Annotated in this window: 15 protein-coding genes; 6 read left to right on the top strand and 9 right to left on the bottom strand. The window is 71.2% G+C overall.

Going from position 1 to position 15,761, the window contains the following annotated elements:
• Window positions 1–5 precede the first annotated feature (5 nt).
• Window positions 6–479, bottom strand: a complete 474-nt coding sequence (locus OHS81_RS05490) for an SseB family protein (protein WP_328382969.1) — start codon at window positions 477–479, stop codon at window positions 6–8.
• A gap of 345 nt (window positions 480–824) precedes the next feature.
• Here OHS81_RS05490 and OHS81_RS05485 point away from each other — a divergent pair, with 345 nt between their 5' ends.
• The 3 genes from OHS81_RS05485 to OHS81_RS05475 all read left to right on the top strand — a co-directional run bounded on the left by OHS81_RS05485 (window position 825) and on the right by OHS81_RS05475 (window position 3,066).
• Window positions 825–1,250 carry an OsmC family peroxiredoxin gene (locus OHS81_RS05485; protein WP_088800969.1) on the top strand — a complete coding sequence of 142 codons (426 nt, stop codon included), beginning with the start codon at window positions 825–827 and terminating at the stop codon, window positions 1,248–1,250.
• 282 nt (window positions 1,251–1,532) lie between these two features.
• Window positions 1,533–2,369, top strand: coding sequence for a M55 family metallopeptidase (locus OHS81_RS05480; RefSeq protein WP_328382964.1), 837 nt, complete (start codon window positions 1,533–1,535; stop codon window positions 2,367–2,369).
• A gap of 277 nt (window positions 2,370–2,646) precedes the next feature.
• The gene (locus OHS81_RS05475; RefSeq protein ID WP_328382962.1) at window positions 2,647–3,066 is read left to right on the top strand and encodes a nuclear transport factor 2 family protein; all 420 of its coding nucleotides are present in this window, start codon (window positions 2,647–2,649) and stop codon (window positions 3,064–3,066) included.
• Between the two features lie 122 nt (window positions 3,067–3,188).
• On the opposite strand, the gene OHS81_RS05470 is transcribed toward OHS81_RS05475, so the two are convergent.
• Entirely contained in the window at window positions 3,189–4,004 is an 816-nt protein-coding gene (locus OHS81_RS05470; RefSeq protein ID WP_328382960.1) for a helix-turn-helix domain-containing protein, read from the bottom strand.
• 219 nt (window positions 4,005–4,223) lie between these two features.
• Here OHS81_RS05470 and OHS81_RS05465 point away from each other — a divergent pair, with 219 nt between their 5' ends.
• The gene (locus OHS81_RS05465) at window positions 4,224–4,535 is read left to right on the top strand and encodes a 4a-hydroxytetrahydrobiopterin dehydratase (RefSeq protein ID WP_311621718.1); all 312 of its coding nucleotides are present in this window, start codon (window positions 4,224–4,226) and stop codon (window positions 4,533–4,535) included.
• 56 nt (window positions 4,536–4,591) lie between these two features.
• On the opposite strand, the gene OHS81_RS05460 is transcribed toward OHS81_RS05465, so the two are convergent.
• The 3 genes from OHS81_RS05460 to OHS81_RS05450 form a co-directional block, all read right to left on the bottom strand.
• A complete protein-coding gene (locus tag OHS81_RS05460) occupies window positions 4,592–5,536 on the bottom strand; it encodes a YihY/virulence factor BrkB family protein (RefSeq protein WP_328382956.1) in 945 nt (314 codons plus the stop codon).
• Window positions 5,537–5,705: 169 nt separating this feature from the next.
• A complete protein-coding gene (locus OHS81_RS05455) occupies window positions 5,706–7,085 on the bottom strand; it encodes a cryptochrome/photolyase family protein (protein WP_328382954.1) in 1,380 nt (459 codons plus the stop codon).
• A 112-nt stretch (window positions 7,086–7,197) separates the two neighbouring features.
• Entirely contained in the window at window positions 7,198–8,334 is a 1,137-nt protein-coding gene (locus tag OHS81_RS05450; protein WP_328382952.1) for a DUF1266 domain-containing protein, read from the bottom strand.
• Between the two features lie 96 nt (window positions 8,335–8,430).
• Here OHS81_RS05450 and OHS81_RS05445 point away from each other — a divergent pair, with 96 nt between their 5' ends.
• Entirely contained in the window at window positions 8,431–9,342 is a 912-nt protein-coding gene (locus OHS81_RS05445; protein ID WP_328382950.1) for a class I SAM-dependent methyltransferase, read from the top strand.
• A 15-nt stretch (window positions 9,343–9,357) separates the two neighbouring features.
• Here the strand turns inward: OHS81_RS05445 and OHS81_RS05440 are convergent, their stop codons facing one another.
• The 4 genes from OHS81_RS05440 to OHS81_RS05425 all read right to left on the bottom strand — a co-directional run bounded on the left by OHS81_RS05440 (window position 9,358) and on the right by OHS81_RS05425 (window position 14,474).
• On the bottom strand, window positions 9,358–10,149 hold the full coding sequence (locus tag OHS81_RS05440) for a VOC family protein (protein ID WP_328382948.1): 792 nt from the start codon (window positions 10,147–10,149) through the stop codon (window positions 9,358–9,360).
• Between the two features lie 214 nt (window positions 10,150–10,363).
• On the bottom strand, window positions 10,364–11,197 hold the full coding sequence (locus OHS81_RS05435; protein ID WP_328382946.1) for an aldo/keto reductase: 834 nt from the start codon (window positions 11,195–11,197) through the stop codon (window positions 10,364–10,366).
• A 291-nt stretch (window positions 11,198–11,488) separates the two neighbouring features.
• Window positions 11,489–13,315, bottom strand: a complete 1,827-nt coding sequence (locus OHS81_RS05430) for an AMP-dependent synthetase/ligase (RefSeq protein ID WP_328382944.1) — start codon at window positions 13,313–13,315, stop codon at window positions 11,489–11,491.
• 295 nt (window positions 13,316–13,610) lie between these two features.
• A complete protein-coding gene (locus OHS81_RS05425; protein ID WP_328382942.1) occupies window positions 13,611–14,474 on the bottom strand; it encodes a LysR family transcriptional regulator in 864 nt (287 codons plus the stop codon).
• 222 nt (window positions 14,475–14,696) lie between these two features.
• On the opposite strand from OHS81_RS05425, the gene OHS81_RS05420 reads away from it, so the two are divergent.
• On the top strand, window positions 14,697–15,749 hold the full coding sequence (locus tag OHS81_RS05420; RefSeq protein ID WP_328382940.1) for a bile acid:sodium symporter family protein: 1,053 nt from the start codon (window positions 14,697–14,699) through the stop codon (window positions 15,747–15,749).
• The last annotated feature ends 12 nt before the right edge of the window (window positions 15,750–15,761 follow it).

The following is a 15,761-nucleotide window of genomic DNA, read 5'->3' as shown; positions in this document are numbered from 1 at the left end:
CCTCCCTACGCCCCCTCCATCCCCTCCGCACCGGCCTCGCCCGCCCGGCCGGCCGCGTCATCGGCGTGCCGGCTGAAGACGGGCAGCGCCCGCACCAGGTCCGGGGGAAGGGCAAGGCCCTGCTCGGAAGACGGGTCGACCGCCATCCACAGGTCGTCCGCGGGCCAGTTCGCGGCCAGGTCGACGACGGGGATGCGGAGCGCGGTCTCCAGGTCGCCCCCGGCCGTCAGCAGCGCATTCTCGGTCGTGAAGACGGGGACGTACCGGTTGCCGTCCTGTTCGATCACCGGCAGGGAGACAGCGCCCTCGGGACGTTCCTCCTCGCCCTCGGCCGGTGGCGCCTGCGGCAGCAGAGCCACACTGGCCGCGAGCTCGACCAGGGCGGCCTGGGTGTCCGCCGCCTCCGCTGCGGACTGTGTGCCGTCGGTGGAAGCTTCTCCGGCCGGGGGCGCGTTTTCGTCTGGGGTCAGGGGGCTCATGGCTTGTCCTCTCGTCGGCGTTGCTCACCGGCCACCCGCTCGACACGGGTCGGCGCGGGTTGCCGCAGTCGCCGCCGGATGCCGCCCAGCGGCATGGGGCCGGGGCAAGCGTGGCAATACCTCCAAGGCTAAGCCGCCCCGCGTACTCCGCAACGTTCCCGGTCAGGGGACCGCCGGCAACCACGTTCGGCCTGGCCAGGCGGCCTGGTCAGGCGACGGCTCCCGAGTGCGGACGGACCGCCGAGTCGCATGGTGCGGCGCGTCGTAAACCCGGGCAGACCACCCCAGGGCGGACGATCGGAGAGTCGACGTCATCGCGTCATCCGTACACAGAAAGGGTTCACCATGGCCACCACACGTAACGCTCACACCGAGTGGGAGGGCGAGTTGTTCAAGGGCCTGGGGGAGGTCACGCTCGACTCCTCGGGAGTCGGTCACTTCCCTGTGACCTGGGCTTCCCGCGCCGAGGATCCCAATGGGAAGACCAGCCCCGAGGAGCTGATCGCCGCCGCCCACTCCAGTTGCTTCTCCATGGCCCTGTCGAACACGCTCACCGGGGCCGGAAACCCACCGACGCTGCTCACGACGAAGGCCGCGGTCACCTTCCAGCCCGGCACCGGCATCACCGGAATCCACCTCACCGTGGAGGGCCAGGTGCCCGGCATCGACGAGTCCGCCTTCAAGTCCGCGGCCGAGGACGCCAAGGTCAACTGCCCGGTGAGCCAGGCCCTCGCCGGCACCACCATCACCCTCACCGCCACCCTGTCCTGACCCCGCGAACGCGACATCAGGCCCCCTCTCCGCTTCGGCACGAGGGGGCATTCGTCTGCCCGGGGCGCTTCGGCGGGTGGCGCGCGGGTACGCGTTCGTCCCCGGACAACTGAACCTGAAAGACGAGCAGGTGGGGAAACCGTCGGCAAGGTTCGTCCTCGAGGAGCTTTCCGTCTCTCCGCCTTTTCCGCCCGGCCTTGTCCGCGCCCAGGAACCGGGCGAGGAACGCTCAGCGTCCCCCATCCGGTCAAACGTGAGGCTTGAGGTCGAGGAGTATGCGAAGTGCGGATCTACATCAGCGCGGACATGGAAGGCATCACGGGGCTCGTCGATGCCGACGACGTCCAGCCGAGTGGGCGGGATTACGAGCGCGGGCGTCTGATGATGGCGGAGGACGTCAACGCCGCTGTCCGCGGTGCCCTGGCGGCAGGCGCCACCGATGTCGTCGTGAACGATGCACACGGCCCCATGCGCAATCTGGTGCCCGAGACGCTGCACCCGGAGGCCCGCCTCATCCGCGGCAAGCCCAAGCACATGGGCATGCTCGAAGGCCTCACCCCCGAACACGACGCCATGATCTGCGTCGGCTACCACTCTCGAGCCGGCACGCTCGGCGTGCTGAGTCACAGCTTCATGGGGCACGAGATCGAGGACATATGGCTGGACGGCATGCCGGTGGGCGAGATCGGCCTGACCCACGCCACCGCAGCGGTGCTCGGTGTGCCCATGGTGGCCCTCACCGGTGACGACAGCGCCTGCGCGGAAACCTTGGCGTGGGACGATTCCGTCACCACCGTGGCCGTGAAGAGCGCACATGACCGCTTCGCCGCGAAGCTGCGCCCGGCTGTGGAAGCGCGCCAGGCGATCGAGGAAGCGGTCACGGCCAGTCTCTCCGTAAGGCGGAAAGCGCCCCGGCGGGCCGCGACTTCGGGCTCGTCCACCCTCAGGGTCCGTTGGCAGTCGTCCTCGGTGGCATCGACACTTCTGGGAATCCCCTCGGTCACCTCCGTGGACAGCCGGACCGTTCAGACGGAAGGCCAACTCCCCACCCTGTACCGCCTCTTCGGCGTATGGATGCGAGTAGCCGCGTCCCTCACCGGCCAGGCGCCGTACTGCTGACCGTCGTATCCGTCGTGCCTGTCCGCATCGAGTCGCTGATGGAGCTGCCGGAGGCCATCGCGAAGTTCAACGGGCGAGAGCGCTGAATGGCCTTGTCCGCCTGTATAGCCAGGCTTCCTGCCCTCCCCTTACCTCCCGAGTAATCGACCCCCTCCCCGCCGCCCGGCAAGGTGAAGGCATCGGTTCACGGGCCGGCGCACTCCGGCCCGTGAAGCGGTGCCGGCAACAGTGCTTGGTACCGGTGCCGTTCGGATCTCACCAGGAGCAGGAGCACGTCATGACTCAGCAGGAGCAGCAGCAGGTTGTGCAGCAGTCCTCGGGGGCGGGCGAGTGGTACGCGGCGGTGGTAGCGCGGTACTTCGAGGCGTGGAATGCGACGGAGGAGGGGCCGCGGGCCAAGGCCGTCGCGGCGGCCTTCGGTGAGGATGCCACGTATACGGATCCGTTGGCCGATGTCGCGGGGCACGAGGGGCTGGCGGCGGCCATCGCGGGGGCGCATGCGCAGTTCCCCGGGTTTGTGTTCCGGCAGTTGGGGGGCGTGGACGGGCACCATGACATGGCGCGGTTCGGGTGGGAGCTGGTCAGTGTGGCGGATGGTTCGGCGCCGGTGGCCGGGTTCGATGTGGTGCGGCTGGGGGAGGACGGGCGGATTCGGTCCGTGTGTGGGTTTCTGGACCGGGTGCCGTCGGCGGTCTGAGCCGTCCGAGCCGTTCGGTCCCGCTGCCGTCCGGGCCACCCGGGCCACCCGGGCCACCCGAGCGGCCCGAGCCCTCCGGCACGGCCAGGGCCGTCCCGTAAGGCCCGGCCGCCCGCCGCCCGCTACAGGCCCGTCTCCCGCAGATACGCCGCCGTCTCCGGGTCAGCCGGCAGAAGGGTTTCCACTGCCAGCTCGGAGACGGTTACATCCATCGGGGTGTTGAACGTGGCGATGGTCGAGATGAAGGACAGCACGGTGTTGTCGTGTTCGAGCATCATGGGGAGGGCGAAGGGGGCGTGTTCGCCGAAGGCTGCCTTCTCGCGGCCGCCCGGGGGGAGGGGGTAGGCGCTCACCTCGTCGTAGAGGGCGCGCAGGCGGGGGGAGCGCATCAGGGCCAGTTGGCGTTCCATCTGGGCGAGGAGATGGCTGCGCCATTCCCGGTAGTTGCGGATGCGGGGGGCCAGGCCGTCGGGGTGCATGGTGAGGCGCATGGAGTTCAGCGGGGGCTGGAGGAGGGCAGGGGCGATGCCGTCCAGCAGCACGGTGACGCCGCGGTTTGCCGCCTGTACGTGGTAGGTCCCGTCGACCACCAGGGCGGGGAAGGGCTCGTAGCCGGTCAGGAGGCGTTCCAATCCGGAGCGCAGGGCGGCCATCGACGGGTCGTCCAGCGGTGTCTCCGGGAAGGTCGGGGCGTAGCCCGCTGCGATCAGCAGGGCGTTGCGCTCCCGTACGGGGACGTCGAGGTGTTCGGCGAGGCGGAGCACCATCTCCTGGCTGGGGCGGGAGCGGCCGGTCTCGATGAAGCTGATGTGGCGGGCGGAGGAGTCGGCGCGCAGGGCCAGTTCCAGTTGGCTGATCCGGCGCCGGTCGCGCCATTCGCGCAGCAGGGAGCCCACGCCTGTGGTCGTCTCCGGGGAGGACGCCTCAGCAGTTGTCATGGGAGGGACGGTAGCCGAGGGCCGGTGCCGGTGGGGTGTACGGGAGGGGCGCGCGCCGTGGGTGCGCGAAAGTGTCGTCGGCGTGCCACGCTGGAGTGGGCGCGGCCGCCGTGGCAGTGGGCGGCGGCGGTCCCGACCGTAACCGTGCACGTTCATGCGTATTCATGCGTATAGGGGACCGGCTCATCGGTGGTCGGTACACGGGGAGAGGCGAACGCCATGGCAGCTCAACTGGAACCGCTCAGCTTCAAGGAGATCGAGGACCGGCTCGCGGAGCTGCCCGGCTGGTCCGTCGAGGGGGGGATGCTGTGCCGTGGCTACGCCTTCCACGGGCACTTCCCGGCCGCTGCCATGGTCATCCATATCGCGCAGATCCAGGAGGAGTTGGGGCATCACGCCGAGCTGACGCTGGGGTACAACCGACTCGCGGTCTCGGTGAACACCCACAGCATCGGCGGGCGGATCACTCATCTCGACTTCGGCCTGGCCCACCGGATCGAGGCGATCGCCCCGGGGCACGGAGCCCGCTGAGCCGCCGCTCCAAGCGATGGCGCCCGCTGATCGAGCCCCCACCGGCCACCCCGCCCTCAGCTCCCCGAGCGCGGCCGGACCACCCGCCCCGCGCGCGCCAGTTCCACATTGAACTGGGCGCCGGACAGCAGCGACAGATGGGAGAACCACAGCCAGATCAGGAACACCACCGGCCCCGCGAGCGAACCGTAGAGCCGGTTGAAGGTGCCGACGTACGAGGTGTAGGCCGCGAAGCCGGCGGAGGAGACCAGCCAGAGGAGCACGGCGACGACACCGCCGGGTGCCGCTCTGCGGACGCCGCGGGAGCTGGGCGGGCCGGAACGGAACAGCACCATCGCCAGCACCGTGGCCAGAAGCAGCAGCAGCGGCCACTTCAGCAGGTTCCAGGTCGCCTCGCCCGCCTCGCCCAGCCCGACGGCCCGGCCCAGTGCGGTCGCAATCGGCCCGCTCACCAGCAGGGCCACCGCGCTGCTGATCAGCAGGGCCATCAGCAGCAGCGCCGTCATCAGAATCCGCGGTGCCTTGCGCCACGGCGGACGGTCGTCCTTGGTGCGGTTCATGGCGTGCAGCGCGCGACGGAAGACGGCCAGGTAGCTGCAGGACGACCACAGGGCGCTGACCAGGGCGCCGCCCAGCACCACCCAGGCGGCGGTGCGCTGATGCGCCATGCCGACCAGCGCACGGTGCACGGTCGGGCCCGACTGGGCCGGTGCGATCGACGTGATCTGGTTGATGAGCTGCTCGGTGGCCGCCGGATCGGCGAGACCGATCAGCGACACCGTGACGATCAGCGTCGGCAGCAGTGCCAGGACCGAGTAGTACGTCAGGCTCGCGGCCCAGTCCGTCACATCGTCGTGCCACACCGACAACGGTGTACGGCGCAGTGCGGTACGGAACTGGGCCCACGTCGGCAGCGCGGCCGGCTGCCTCGGCCCCGCCGCCCCGAGTGCGCGGTCCAGCAGCGTCCGGTCCAGCCCGCGGCGCATACCGCTCCCGGCCATGTCGCATCCGTCCTCTCCGTAGCATCCGTACTATCCGTACTATCCGTCGCATCCGACGTATCCGTCCTGCATCATCTCCCGGCGCGGCTGCCGCCCACGACACGGCAACCGCCCGCGGACCCCGGCTGCTCCGGCCCGGCCACGCGCCACCCCGGCTACTCCGCCCTGACTACTCCAGCCCGCGTGCCCGCTTGAACCGCACCAGTCCGTCCGCCAGGTCCACCACGGGGTCCGGATAGTCGTACGCCGCGCGCTCCGGCCCGGTCAGCTTCCACGGCTGGTGCACCGCCGCGCCCGCGAGGCCGGCCAGCTCCGGCACCCAGCGCCGTACGTAGTCGCCCCGCGGGTCGAACCGTCCGGCCTGGACCAGCGGATTCAGCACCCGGTTGGGGCGGGTGTCGGTGCCGGTCCCGGCCACCCACTGCCAGTTGAGCTGGTTGTTCGCCATATCGCCGTCCACCAGCCAGTCCAGGAAGTGCCGCGCGCCCACCCGCCAGTCCACATACAGCGTCTTGGTCAGAAAGCTCGCCACCAGCATCCTCGCCCGGTTGTGCAGCCACCCCTCGTGCAGCAGCTGCCGCATTCCCGCATCGACCACCGGATAGCCGGTGCGGCCCTCCTTCCAGGCCGTCACCTCGGCGTCGTCGTACCGCCAGCGGTCACCCTTCGTGCGATAGTCGGCGCTTGCCGCGCCGGGGCGGGCCGCCAGTACCTGATGGTGGAAGTCCCGCCAGGCCAGCTGCCGTACGAACGCTTCGGCACCGGCATCCGGGCGGGCCGACGCCTTGTGCACCAGCTCCACCGGCGAGAGGCAGCCGAAGTGCAGATAGGGCGAGAGCCGCGACGTGGCATCGCCCGGCAGGTCGTCCTGCCGGTTCCGGTAGTCGGCCATGCCCGAGCGCTGCCAGGCACCGAACCGGCGGCGCCCCGCCCGCTCGCCGCCCTCCGGGAGCGCGGGCGACGGCTTCCCGCCCGGGCACAGGTCCGCCGCCGACGGCAGGTCCTCGGACCGCACCCCGTCCGGGACGCGTACGGACCGAGGCGCGGGCAGCACCGACCGCAGCCCCGCGGCCTGCCAGCGCCGGAAGTACGGCGTGAAGACCGCGAAGTGGTCCTTGCCCGGGCCGGAGGGCAGCACCGTGGCGGGCGGCAGCGCCGTGATGACCGCGTCGTGCACCACCAACGACCGCCCCGCCGCCGCCAGCCCGTCGGCCAACCGCCGCTCCCTGCGCAGCGCATAGCCGCTCACCCCGGCCGCGAGATGCACCTCGCCGGCTCCGGCCTCCGCCGCCACCCGGCAGGCCTCGGCCACCACATCCCCCGTACGGATGACCAGCCGACCACCGCAACCGCGCAGTCCGGCATCGAGATCCGCCAGTGCGCCGGCCAGGAATGCCGCCCGGTTGGGCACCATGAACCCCGCGTCGGCGACGCCCGTATCGACGACGAACAGCGGCACCACCTGCGCCGCGGAGCGCAGTGCGGCATGCAGCACCGGCTGGTCGTGCAGCCGGAGGTCGGAGCTGAACAGGCAAACAGCTACATCCATGCCCTACGTCTACACCGAACCCGCACCGCGTGACCGCCCGCCGGGGCGCGCCCTCGTCGAGTGACGCGGGCCTCGTCAAGCGACGCGCTCGACCGTCAAGCGAGGCCCTCCGTCAAGCGAACGGCAGACCGCGCCACGGCGAGGCCGGGTCCTGGGTGAGGACCCGGTGCAGGTGCACGGCCTGCGCGTACTCCGGCCCGAACCAGCCGTTGTCGAACGCCAGCAGCCGCCCCAGCGCATAGCCCGCGGCGAACTCCTCCCACGAGCCGTACACCTCCCTGGCCTTCACCCCGGCCTGCGCCACGGCCTGTTCGGCCTGCTGCGGTGCGCACAGCCGGGCGCCCAGGCCCCAGCGGACGAGAGCGACGGCATGCGCAAGGTCCATCGCGACGAGCGACACGACCCGGCCGTCCGCCGGCGGCAGCAGTCCGTCGGCGCGGAACCGCTCTTCGTACCTGGTCACGAGCTCGGGGACGGCCGACGTGGCGGCGGTGGCCGGGGAGGCCGTTGGGGCCTGGGAGTCCGCGGGTTCCGGAGCCGCCTCCCCGCCCGCCGTCTCCTCAGCGGCCCCGGCCCCGGCCCCGCGTCCGCCGGCCCGCGCCCGCAGCGCCGTCTCCGTCTCCGCCGGTACGAACTGCCCGCCGAGCAACTGGTCCAGGCGCTGCTGCCAGCCGGCGGGATCGGTCACCGACCACTGTTCGCGCAGGGTCTGTGCGTCGGAGGCGTGGTCGAGGAAGGCCGTACCGAGTTCGTTCCACGGCACGCTGTGGTGCACCGCGAGCGGCGCACCGCACGCCAGCCCCTGCGCCACCGGGCCGTGCAGCGGACCGCCGAAGTGCGTGACGAGCAGCCCGCCGGGCCGGGCCCCGACCTGGGCGCGCCGCTGCAGCCAGCCGGCGCGGTGGGCCGGGGAGGCGGCCAGGTACACGGCGCACGGCGTCCCGGGATTGACCGCGAGCCGCCATTTGTCGTTCGGCCAGTCCTGCGCCAGCTCCTCCAGCGAAACCCGGTCGAAGAACTCCTGCGGCTGCCACGGCGGCAGCATGCCGCGGGTCAGGACGGGAATGCACTTACCACCCGCCGCCGGGTCGTCGTAGACGGGCAGTGGGTCCTGGCCCTGCTGCGGTGCCGCCAGATACAGATCCTCACCGGCGATCGCCGCGATCTGACCGTCCCCGTCACCACGCGCCGTCGCTTCGTACAGCCGCCGCTCGGTATCCGTCGGCGGTATCCATCCCGGAGTAGCCACGGGCCAGACCCTACGGTCGCGGCCTGCTCCGCCGGAATCCGGGGTTGCCGGAGCGGCAACGTGGATCCGCACGACCGGTAACGGAGGCTCGATGCCATGAGCAACGACGAACGGCCCGCACCCGGGCACGACCCCCACGACACGGCGCAGATCGACTGGGAGGTGTTCGGCCCGCTCCTCGAACGGGGCGCCGAGCTGCACCTGCCGCTCTACGAGCAGGCCGCGGCCTGGCTGCGGCAGCTCCTCGTCGGGACGGCCGCGCTCGGCGACCACGGGGTGGACCGGGTGCTCGACGTCGGCAGCGGACCGGGCGTCGTCAGCTGTCTGCTGGCCCAGGCCTTCCCCGCCGCCGAAGTGGTCGCCGTGGACGCGAGCGCGGCGCTCCTGGAGCGGGCACACGCCCGGGCCGGGCGCCTCGGCCTCGGCGACCGGGTCCGCACCCATCTCGCCGAACTCCCGGACGGGCTCGACGCCCTCGGCGGCGCCGACCTCATCTGGTCCGCCAGGACCCTGCACCACGTCGGTGACCAGCGTGCCGCGATTGCCGCCCTCGGCGCTCATCTGCGGCCCGGCGGGCTGCTCGCCGTCTCCGAGGGCGGCCTCGCCCCCCGCTTCCTGCCGCGCGACATCGGCATCGGGCGCCCGGGGCTGCAGTCCCGGCTCGACGCGGCCTGCGAGGACTGGTTCGTGGAGATGCGCGCGGCGCTGCCCGGCGCCGTCGACGACACCGAGGACTGGCCCGCCTTCCTCGCCGACGCCGGCCTGCGCACCCCGCGCACCCGCAGTTTCCTGCTGGACCTGCCGGCCCCGCTGACCGAGGATGCGCGCGCCTACCTCCAGGACAACCTGACCCAGGGGCTCGACCTGTACGGCGACCGCCTGGACGGGGACGACCACACCACCCTCGCCCGCCTCGCCGACCCCGATGACGCCGTCGGTATCGTCCGCCGCCCCGATGCCTTCCTGCTGTCCGCGCAGACCGTCCACACGGCCCGCGCGCAGCAGTGAGCGGTCAACGGCCGCTCAGCCTTGATTCATCGGCTTCGGGCTGATCACGGCGAAGGTCGCGCCCTGCGGATCGGCCACCACGGCCATCCGGCCGGCAACCATGTCGAAGGGCTGCTGCAGCGCCGCACCGCCGGCCGCGGTGATTTTGTCGACCGTGCCGTCGGTGTCCGTCACCGCGAAGTACACCAGCCAGTGCGAGGGAGTGCCGGACGGCATCTGTTCGGACATCGGCTGCATGCCGCCCACCGGCCGGTCGTTCACCGTGAGGGCGTAGTAGTTCTCGGCGCCCTCCATGGGGGCACTGTCGATACCGAGGGCCGCCTTGTAGAACGTGGCGGCGGCGGACGGGTCGGTGGTGTTGAGCTCGTTCCAGATCAGCGCGCCCGGCTCGTTGACGATGCCGGCGCCGGGGAAGTCCCTGGGCTGCCAGATGCCGAACACCGCTCCGGTGGGCTCGGCCGCGATACACATCCGGCCGAGCGTCATCACGTCCGTGACCGGCATCAGGAGCGTGCCGCCGGCCTGGCTCACCGCTTCGGAGGCGGCGTCCGCGTCGGCGGCCGACAGGTAGGTGGTCCACACGGTCGGCGGCGCGGGCTGGCCGCCCATCGGGACGGCGGCCATGATTCCGGCCACCGGCTTGCCGTTGAGCGTGCAGACGGCATAGCCCCCGGTCTCCGCGGGCCCGACCTCTCCGGTCCACCCGAAGACCTCGGAGTAGAAGTCGATGGCGGCTTGCTGGTCAGGGGCCGCGAGATCGATCCAGCAGGGCGTTCCGGGCTGGTAGGGAGAGGTGACTTCAGGCATCGTGCCTCCTCGGTGGGGACACCTCCCCTGCCAGGGCACGGGGGAGGCGCAGGGCAGAGCGAGGGGTGCCGGCCCCGGTCGGCATACGCCGGGTCCGCCCCACGCTCACCCACCACACTTCCTGCCGTCCGGCGGGCCCGCCACTCGGGTACGGCAACGGCGCCGCCCGGACGAGCCGGGCGGCGCCGCGATGGAGCGCGTTACCGAGCGGCGGTCAGGCCACGTCGAAGGTGGCCGGGTCCGGGCCGATCCGGTTGCCGGTGTCCAGGCCGGCGAGGGCGGCGAGGTCTTCGTCGGCCAGCTCGAAGTCGAAGACGTCGATGTTCTCGGCGATGCGCGAAGGGGTGACGGACTTCGGGATGACGACATTGCCGAGCTGGAGGTGCCAGCGCAGGACCACCTGTGCGGGGGTCTTGCCGTGCTTGGCGGCGAGCGTGGCGATCGTCGGGTCCTCCAGGAGGCCCTTGCCCTGGCCGAGCGGCGACCAGGCCTCGGTCACGATGTTGTGCCGGGCGTGGAAGGCGCGGGACTCGGCCTGCGGGAAGTGCGGGTGCAGCTCGATCTGGTTGACGGCCGGGACGACGGAGGTCTCGCCCAGCAGCCGCTCCAGGTGCTCGGGCCGGAAGTTCGAGACACCGATGGCCTTGGCGCGGCCGTCCGCCTGAATCTTCTCCAGGGCCTGGTACGTCTCGACGTAGCGGTCCTTCGACGGGAGCGGCCAGTGGATCAGGTAGAGATCCACATACTCCAGGCCGAGCTTGGTGAGGGAGGTGTCGAAGGCGCGCAGCGTGGAGTCGTAGCCCTGGTCGGCGTTCCAGAGCTTGGTCGTGACGAACAGTTCGTCACGGGCGATTCCGGAAGCGGCGAGCGCCTTGCCCGTGCCCTCTTCGTTGCCGTAGATCGCCGCGGTGTCGATGCTGCGGTATCCGGCCTCCAGGGCCTGGCCGACGGCGGTGGACGCCTGGTCGTCCTCGACCTGCCAGACGCCGAAGCCGAGCTGCGGCATCGCTACGCCGTTGTTGAGCGTGATGGAGGGAACCTTGCTCACGGGGGAATCGATCCTTACGTCGTCTTTCTCGTTCACGGATGTCAACGACCATCCGGAGTGGCGCATTCCCGTACGGGTCGACGGGATGCGGGCGGAGGGCGGAGTAATCCTGCGAAGGTGCCGTGAGCGGGACCGGCCGGCGGCGCCCCGAAGCCGGTCGTGGCCGGTGGTACGGGGCATGCCGCGGTGGTCGCGGCAGCGGGTTCGCCGAGAGTGAACGCACTGGTGCGGTGCACCTCACCGGCCGGGGCGCCGCCCCCGGGAAGCCCTCAGGGGGCGGCGCCCCGCCCGTCACGACTGGTACAGCGCGTCCACCTCGACCTGGTACGTCGTCTCGATCGCCTTGCGCTTGAGCTTCAGCGACGGGGTCAGCAGCCCGTGCTCCTCGCTGAACTGGTTGGCCAGTATCCGGAACGTACGGATCGACTCGGCCTGCGAGACCAGCGTGTTGGCGGCGACCACGGCGCGCCGGATCTCGGTCTCCAGATCCGGGTCGCGCACCAGGTCGGTCGGCGGCATCTCCGGCTTCTCCCGCATGGCCAGCCAGTGCGCGACCGCCTCCGGGTCCAGGGTCACCAGCGCCGCGATGAACGGCCGGTCGTTGCCCACGACGATGCACTGGGCGACCAGTGGGTGCGCACGCACCCGCTCCTCCAGGCCCACCGGCGAGACCGTCTTGCCGCCGGAGGTGACCAGGATTTCCTTCTTGCGGCCGGTGATCGTCAGATAGCCGTCCTCGTCCAGCGCGCCCAGGTCACCCGTGGAGAACCAGCCGTCGTGCAGCACGGCATCGGTGGCCTTGGGGTCGTTGTGGTAACCGTGGAAGATCTGCCCGCCGTACAGCCAGATCTCGCCGTCCTCCGCGATATGCACGGTGGTGCCGGGGACCGGGGTGCCGACGGTGCCGAAGCGGGTCCGCTCGGGCGGATTGGCGGTGGCGGCCGCGGTGCTCTCCGTCAGGCCGTAGCCCTCGAAGATCCGTACGCCGGCGCCGGCGAAGAACAGCCCGAGGCGCCGCTCCATCGCCGAGCCGCCCGACATCGCGTGCCGCACCTGACCGCCCATCGCGGCCCTGACCTTGCTGTAGACCACCTTGTCGAAGAACTGATGCTGCATCCGCAGCGCGGCGCTCGGACCGGACCCGGTGCCGAAGGCCTTGTGCTCCTGCGCCTCGGCGTAGCGGACCGCGATCTCGACGGCCTTGTCGAACGGGCCGGCCTTGCCCTCCGCCTCCGCCTTGCGCCGGGCCGCGGCGAAGACCTTCTCGAAGATGTACGGCACCGCGAGGATGAACGTCGGCTGGAGGCTCTGCAGATCGGGCAGGAGCGCGCGGGCCGCCAGCTCGGGCTGGTGGCCCAGCTTGACCTGGCCGCGGATCGCGGAGACCTGCACCATCCGGCCGAAAACGTGCGCCAGCGGCAGGAAGAGCAGGGTGGAGGCCTCGTCGCCCGGCTTGGAGTGGAAGACCTTTTCGTAGCGGAGCACCATGTTGTCGGACTCGGCCACGAAATTGGCGTGAGTGATCACACAGCCCTTGGGGCGGCCGGTGGTGCCGGAGGTGTAGATGATCGTCGCGGTGGCGTCCGGGGTGACGGCCATCCGGTGCCGGTGCACCACGTCATCGTCGATATGCGCACCGGCCGCGTTCAGTTCGGCCACCGGGTCGGCGTCCAACTGCCACAGCTTGCGCAGGTGGGGCAGCCGGTCGATGACCGAGCCGATGGTCATCGCATGGTCCTCGTGCTCGACCAGACAGGCCGTGACGCCCGCGTCGTGCAGCATCCAGAAGACCTGCTCGGCCGATGACGTCGGATAGAGCGGTACGGACTGGACGCCGATCGACCACAGCGCGAAGTCGAACAGGGTCCACTCGTAGCGCGTACGGGACATGATGCCGATCCGGTCACCGAACCGGACGCCCTGCGCGAGCAGACCCTTCGCCAGGGCGAGGACCTCGTCCCGGAATTGTCCGGCGGTGACGTTCTGCCAGTTTCCCTCGTCGTCCTTACGCGCCAGCGCGACGCGTCCGGGATCGGCTTCGGCATGCTCGTAGACGACATCCGCCAGCCCGCCGACCCGGGGCGCGGTCGCCAGTGGCGGGACGGTGAACTCGCGCAATGACCCAGCTCCTCGTGGTGTTGCTCACAAGGCCGCGACCGTACCCCAACGTGACGGCATCCGGCAGAGCCGTACCACGTGGTGGATCGGACGGCATGGGATCTGGCCAACCGCCGAAATCGGGTTACTTCGGAGAAGCCTGGACATGAGCCAGCCGGTTCACCGCCGGACGATCACGACGCCGGGACCATATCTGCACCAAATCTCTGCACCTGGGACGGGATCGGACGCATGCCCCGATGTGGAGTCCCTGGCCAGGGCTTGTTCCGTGGGCCGAGGGGCCCCTGGTGGAGCCCTAGGGAAGCTGCAGCCGGTCGCCGCCGGCCAGGATGGCGTCCGCAAGTGCCTCTGCCGGGCCGCGTGCCGCGCGGTTGCGCTGCCCATGGAGCAGAACGAACTCCACTCCGCCGAGTTCCGGCAGCCCGGCACGTGGCTGAATCCGTACCAGGCCTGGCGGGATCATGCCCCTCGTATGTGCCATAACGCCCAGGCCTGCCCGGGTTGCGGCGATCAGTCCGTTGAGGCTTCCGCTGGTGCAGGCGATCCGCCATTCCCGGCCCGCGCGCTCCAGCGCCTCCAGCGCCCGGGCGCGGGTCAGCGCGGGTGGCGGGTAGACGACCAGCGGGACCGGGCGCTGGGGGTCGAGGCGCAGCCGCTCGGCGCCCACCCACACCAGCCGGTCGCGCCACACCAGCCGTCCGCGCGCCTCGTCGGGGCGCCGCTTGGCGAGGACGAGGTCGAGCCGCCCGGCCGCCAGCAGTTCGTGCAGGGTCCCCGACAGCTCGACGGTCAGCTCCAGGTCGACCTCGGGGTGGTCCCGCCGGAACTCTTCGAGGACTTCCGGCATCCGGGTCAGCACGAAGTCCTCCGAGGCGCCGAAGCGGAGCCTGCCACGCAGCCGGGTCCCCGCGAAGAAGCTCGCGGCCCGCTCGTTGGCCTCCAGGATCGTGCGGGCGAAGCCGAGCATCGCCTCGCCGTCCTCGGTCAGCTCCACGGCATGGGTGTCCCGGGTGAACAGCCGGCGCCCGGCGGCGTCCTCCAGCTTCCGCACGTGCTGGCTCACGGTCGACTGCCGCAGCCCGAGCCGGTGCGCGGCCTGGGTGAAGCTCAGCGTCTGCGCCACGGTGAGAAAGGTGCGCAACTGCGCGGGTTCGAACACGGGCCCTCCGCCTCTGCCGTCCGGCTTCGCTCTCTGCCGTCCGGCGTCCCTCTCTGCCCCGGTCGCGCATCGCGACGCGCCCTGCCCCCGTCACCCATCGCGAAACACAATAACAGTGACCACGGTAAGAGGGTTTCCCGATTTCCGTGGCCCCGGCACCCTGGTGGAGGCGCCGTGGCCGTGCCACCCGCCCGTGAGACGCCGAACTACCGAAGAGAGACCATGCGCCGCCCTTTGACCGAGCTCCCGTCCCGGCTGCCCGTGGACGGATACATCCTGGCGCTGGTGGGCACGGTGGCCCTGGCCGCTCTGCTGCCCGCCCGCGGACCGGCCGCCGCCGTCACCGAGGGCACCTCCACCGGCGCCGTGGCGCTGCTCTTCTTCCTCTACGGGGCCCGTCTCTCCACCCGCGAGGCGATGACCGGACTGCGCCACTGGCGGCTCCATCTCACGGTCCTGGCCTGCACGTTCGTGCTCTTCCCGGTGCTCGGACTGGCCGCGCGCGGACTGGTTCCGTACGTCCTGCCGCCCGCCCTCTACACGGGGCTGCTGTTCCTGTGCCTGGTGCCGTCGACCATCCAGTCCTCGATCGCCTTCACCTCCCTGGCCCGGGGCAATGTCGCGGCGGCGATCTGCGCGGGGTCGTTCTCCAGCCTCGTCGGCATCGTCGTCACACCGCTGCTGGCGGGTCTTGTCCTGCACGGGAACGGCGGTGGCTTCTCGGCCGATGCGCTGCTGTCGATCGTCTGTCAGCTGTTGCTGCCGTTCGTCGCCGGGCAGCTGCTGCGGCGGTGGATCGGTGGGTTTCTCACGCGCCACAGGAAGCTCCTCGGCCTGGTGGACCGCGGCTCGATCCTGCTCGTCGTCTACACCGCCTTCAGCGCCGGCATGGTCGAGGGCATCTGGCACCAGGTCTCCGGCCTGCGGCTGCTCTGTCTGCTGGGCGTGGAGGCCGTGCTGCTCGCGGTGATGCTGACCGCCACCTCGTACGGTGCGAAGAGACTCGGCTTCCCCCGTGCGGACCGGATCGCGATCACCTTTGCCGGCTCCAAGAAGAGCCTGGCGGCCGGTCTGCCGATGGCCAGCGTGCTCTTCGGTGCGCAGGCCGGGCTCGCGGTGCTGCCGCTGATGCTCTTCCACCAGATGCAGCTGATGGTGTGTGCGGTCCTGGCGAAGCGTTTCGCCGCCACCGCCCGGCCGCCGGCCGAACCGGCGGCGACCGCGGCCGGTTCGGGGCGCGCGGCCGGAGCCGCGGTGGGCGGAACGCGGGGCTGAGGCCTGCCCGGC

Origin of the sequence: Streptomyces sp. NBC_00400, assembly GCF_036048035.1 — a bacterium.
Lineage (GTDB): Bacteria > Actinomycetota > Actinomycetes > Streptomycetales > Streptomycetaceae > Streptomyces.
Note: the sequence above shows the minus strand (reverse complement) of the source record. Positions and strands in the feature narration are given on the sequence as shown.

Coding starts and splice junctions, on each gene's coding strand:
- OHS81_RS05490 (WP_328382969.1), bottom strand. CDS start 479: ATGAGCCCCCTGACCCCAGACGAAAACGCGCCCCCGGCCGGAGAAGCT.
- OHS81_RS05485 (WP_088800969.1), top strand. CDS start 825: ATGGCCACCACACGTAACGCTCACACCGAGTGGGAGGGCGAGTTGTTC.
- OHS81_RS05475 (WP_328382962.1), top strand. CDS start 2,647: ATGACTCAGCAGGAGCAGCAGCAGGTTGTGCAGCAGTCCTCGGGGGCG.
- OHS81_RS05470 (WP_328382960.1), bottom strand. CDS start 4,004: ATGACAACTGCTGAGGCGTCCTCCCCGGAGACGACCACAGGCGTGGGC.
- OHS81_RS05465 (WP_311621718.1), top strand. CDS start 4,224: ATGGCAGCTCAACTGGAACCGCTCAGCTTCAAGGAGATCGAGGACCGG.
- OHS81_RS05460 (WP_328382956.1), bottom strand. CDS start 5,536: ATGGCCGGGAGCGGTATGCGCCGCGGGCTGGACCGGACGCTGCTGGAC.
- OHS81_RS05455 (WP_328382954.1), bottom strand. CDS start 7,085: ATGGATGTAGCTGTTTGCCTGTTCAGCTCCGACCTCCGGCTGCACGAC.
- OHS81_RS05445 (WP_328382950.1), top strand. CDS start 8,431: ATGAGCAACGACGAACGGCCCGCACCCGGGCACGACCCCCACGACACG.
- OHS81_RS05440 (WP_328382948.1), bottom strand. CDS start 10,149: ATGCCTGAAGTCACCTCTCCCTACCAGCCCGGAACGCCCTGCTGGATC.
- OHS81_RS05420 (WP_328382940.1), top strand. CDS start 14,697: ATGCGCCGCCCTTTGACCGAGCTCCCGTCCCGGCTGCCCGTGGACGGA.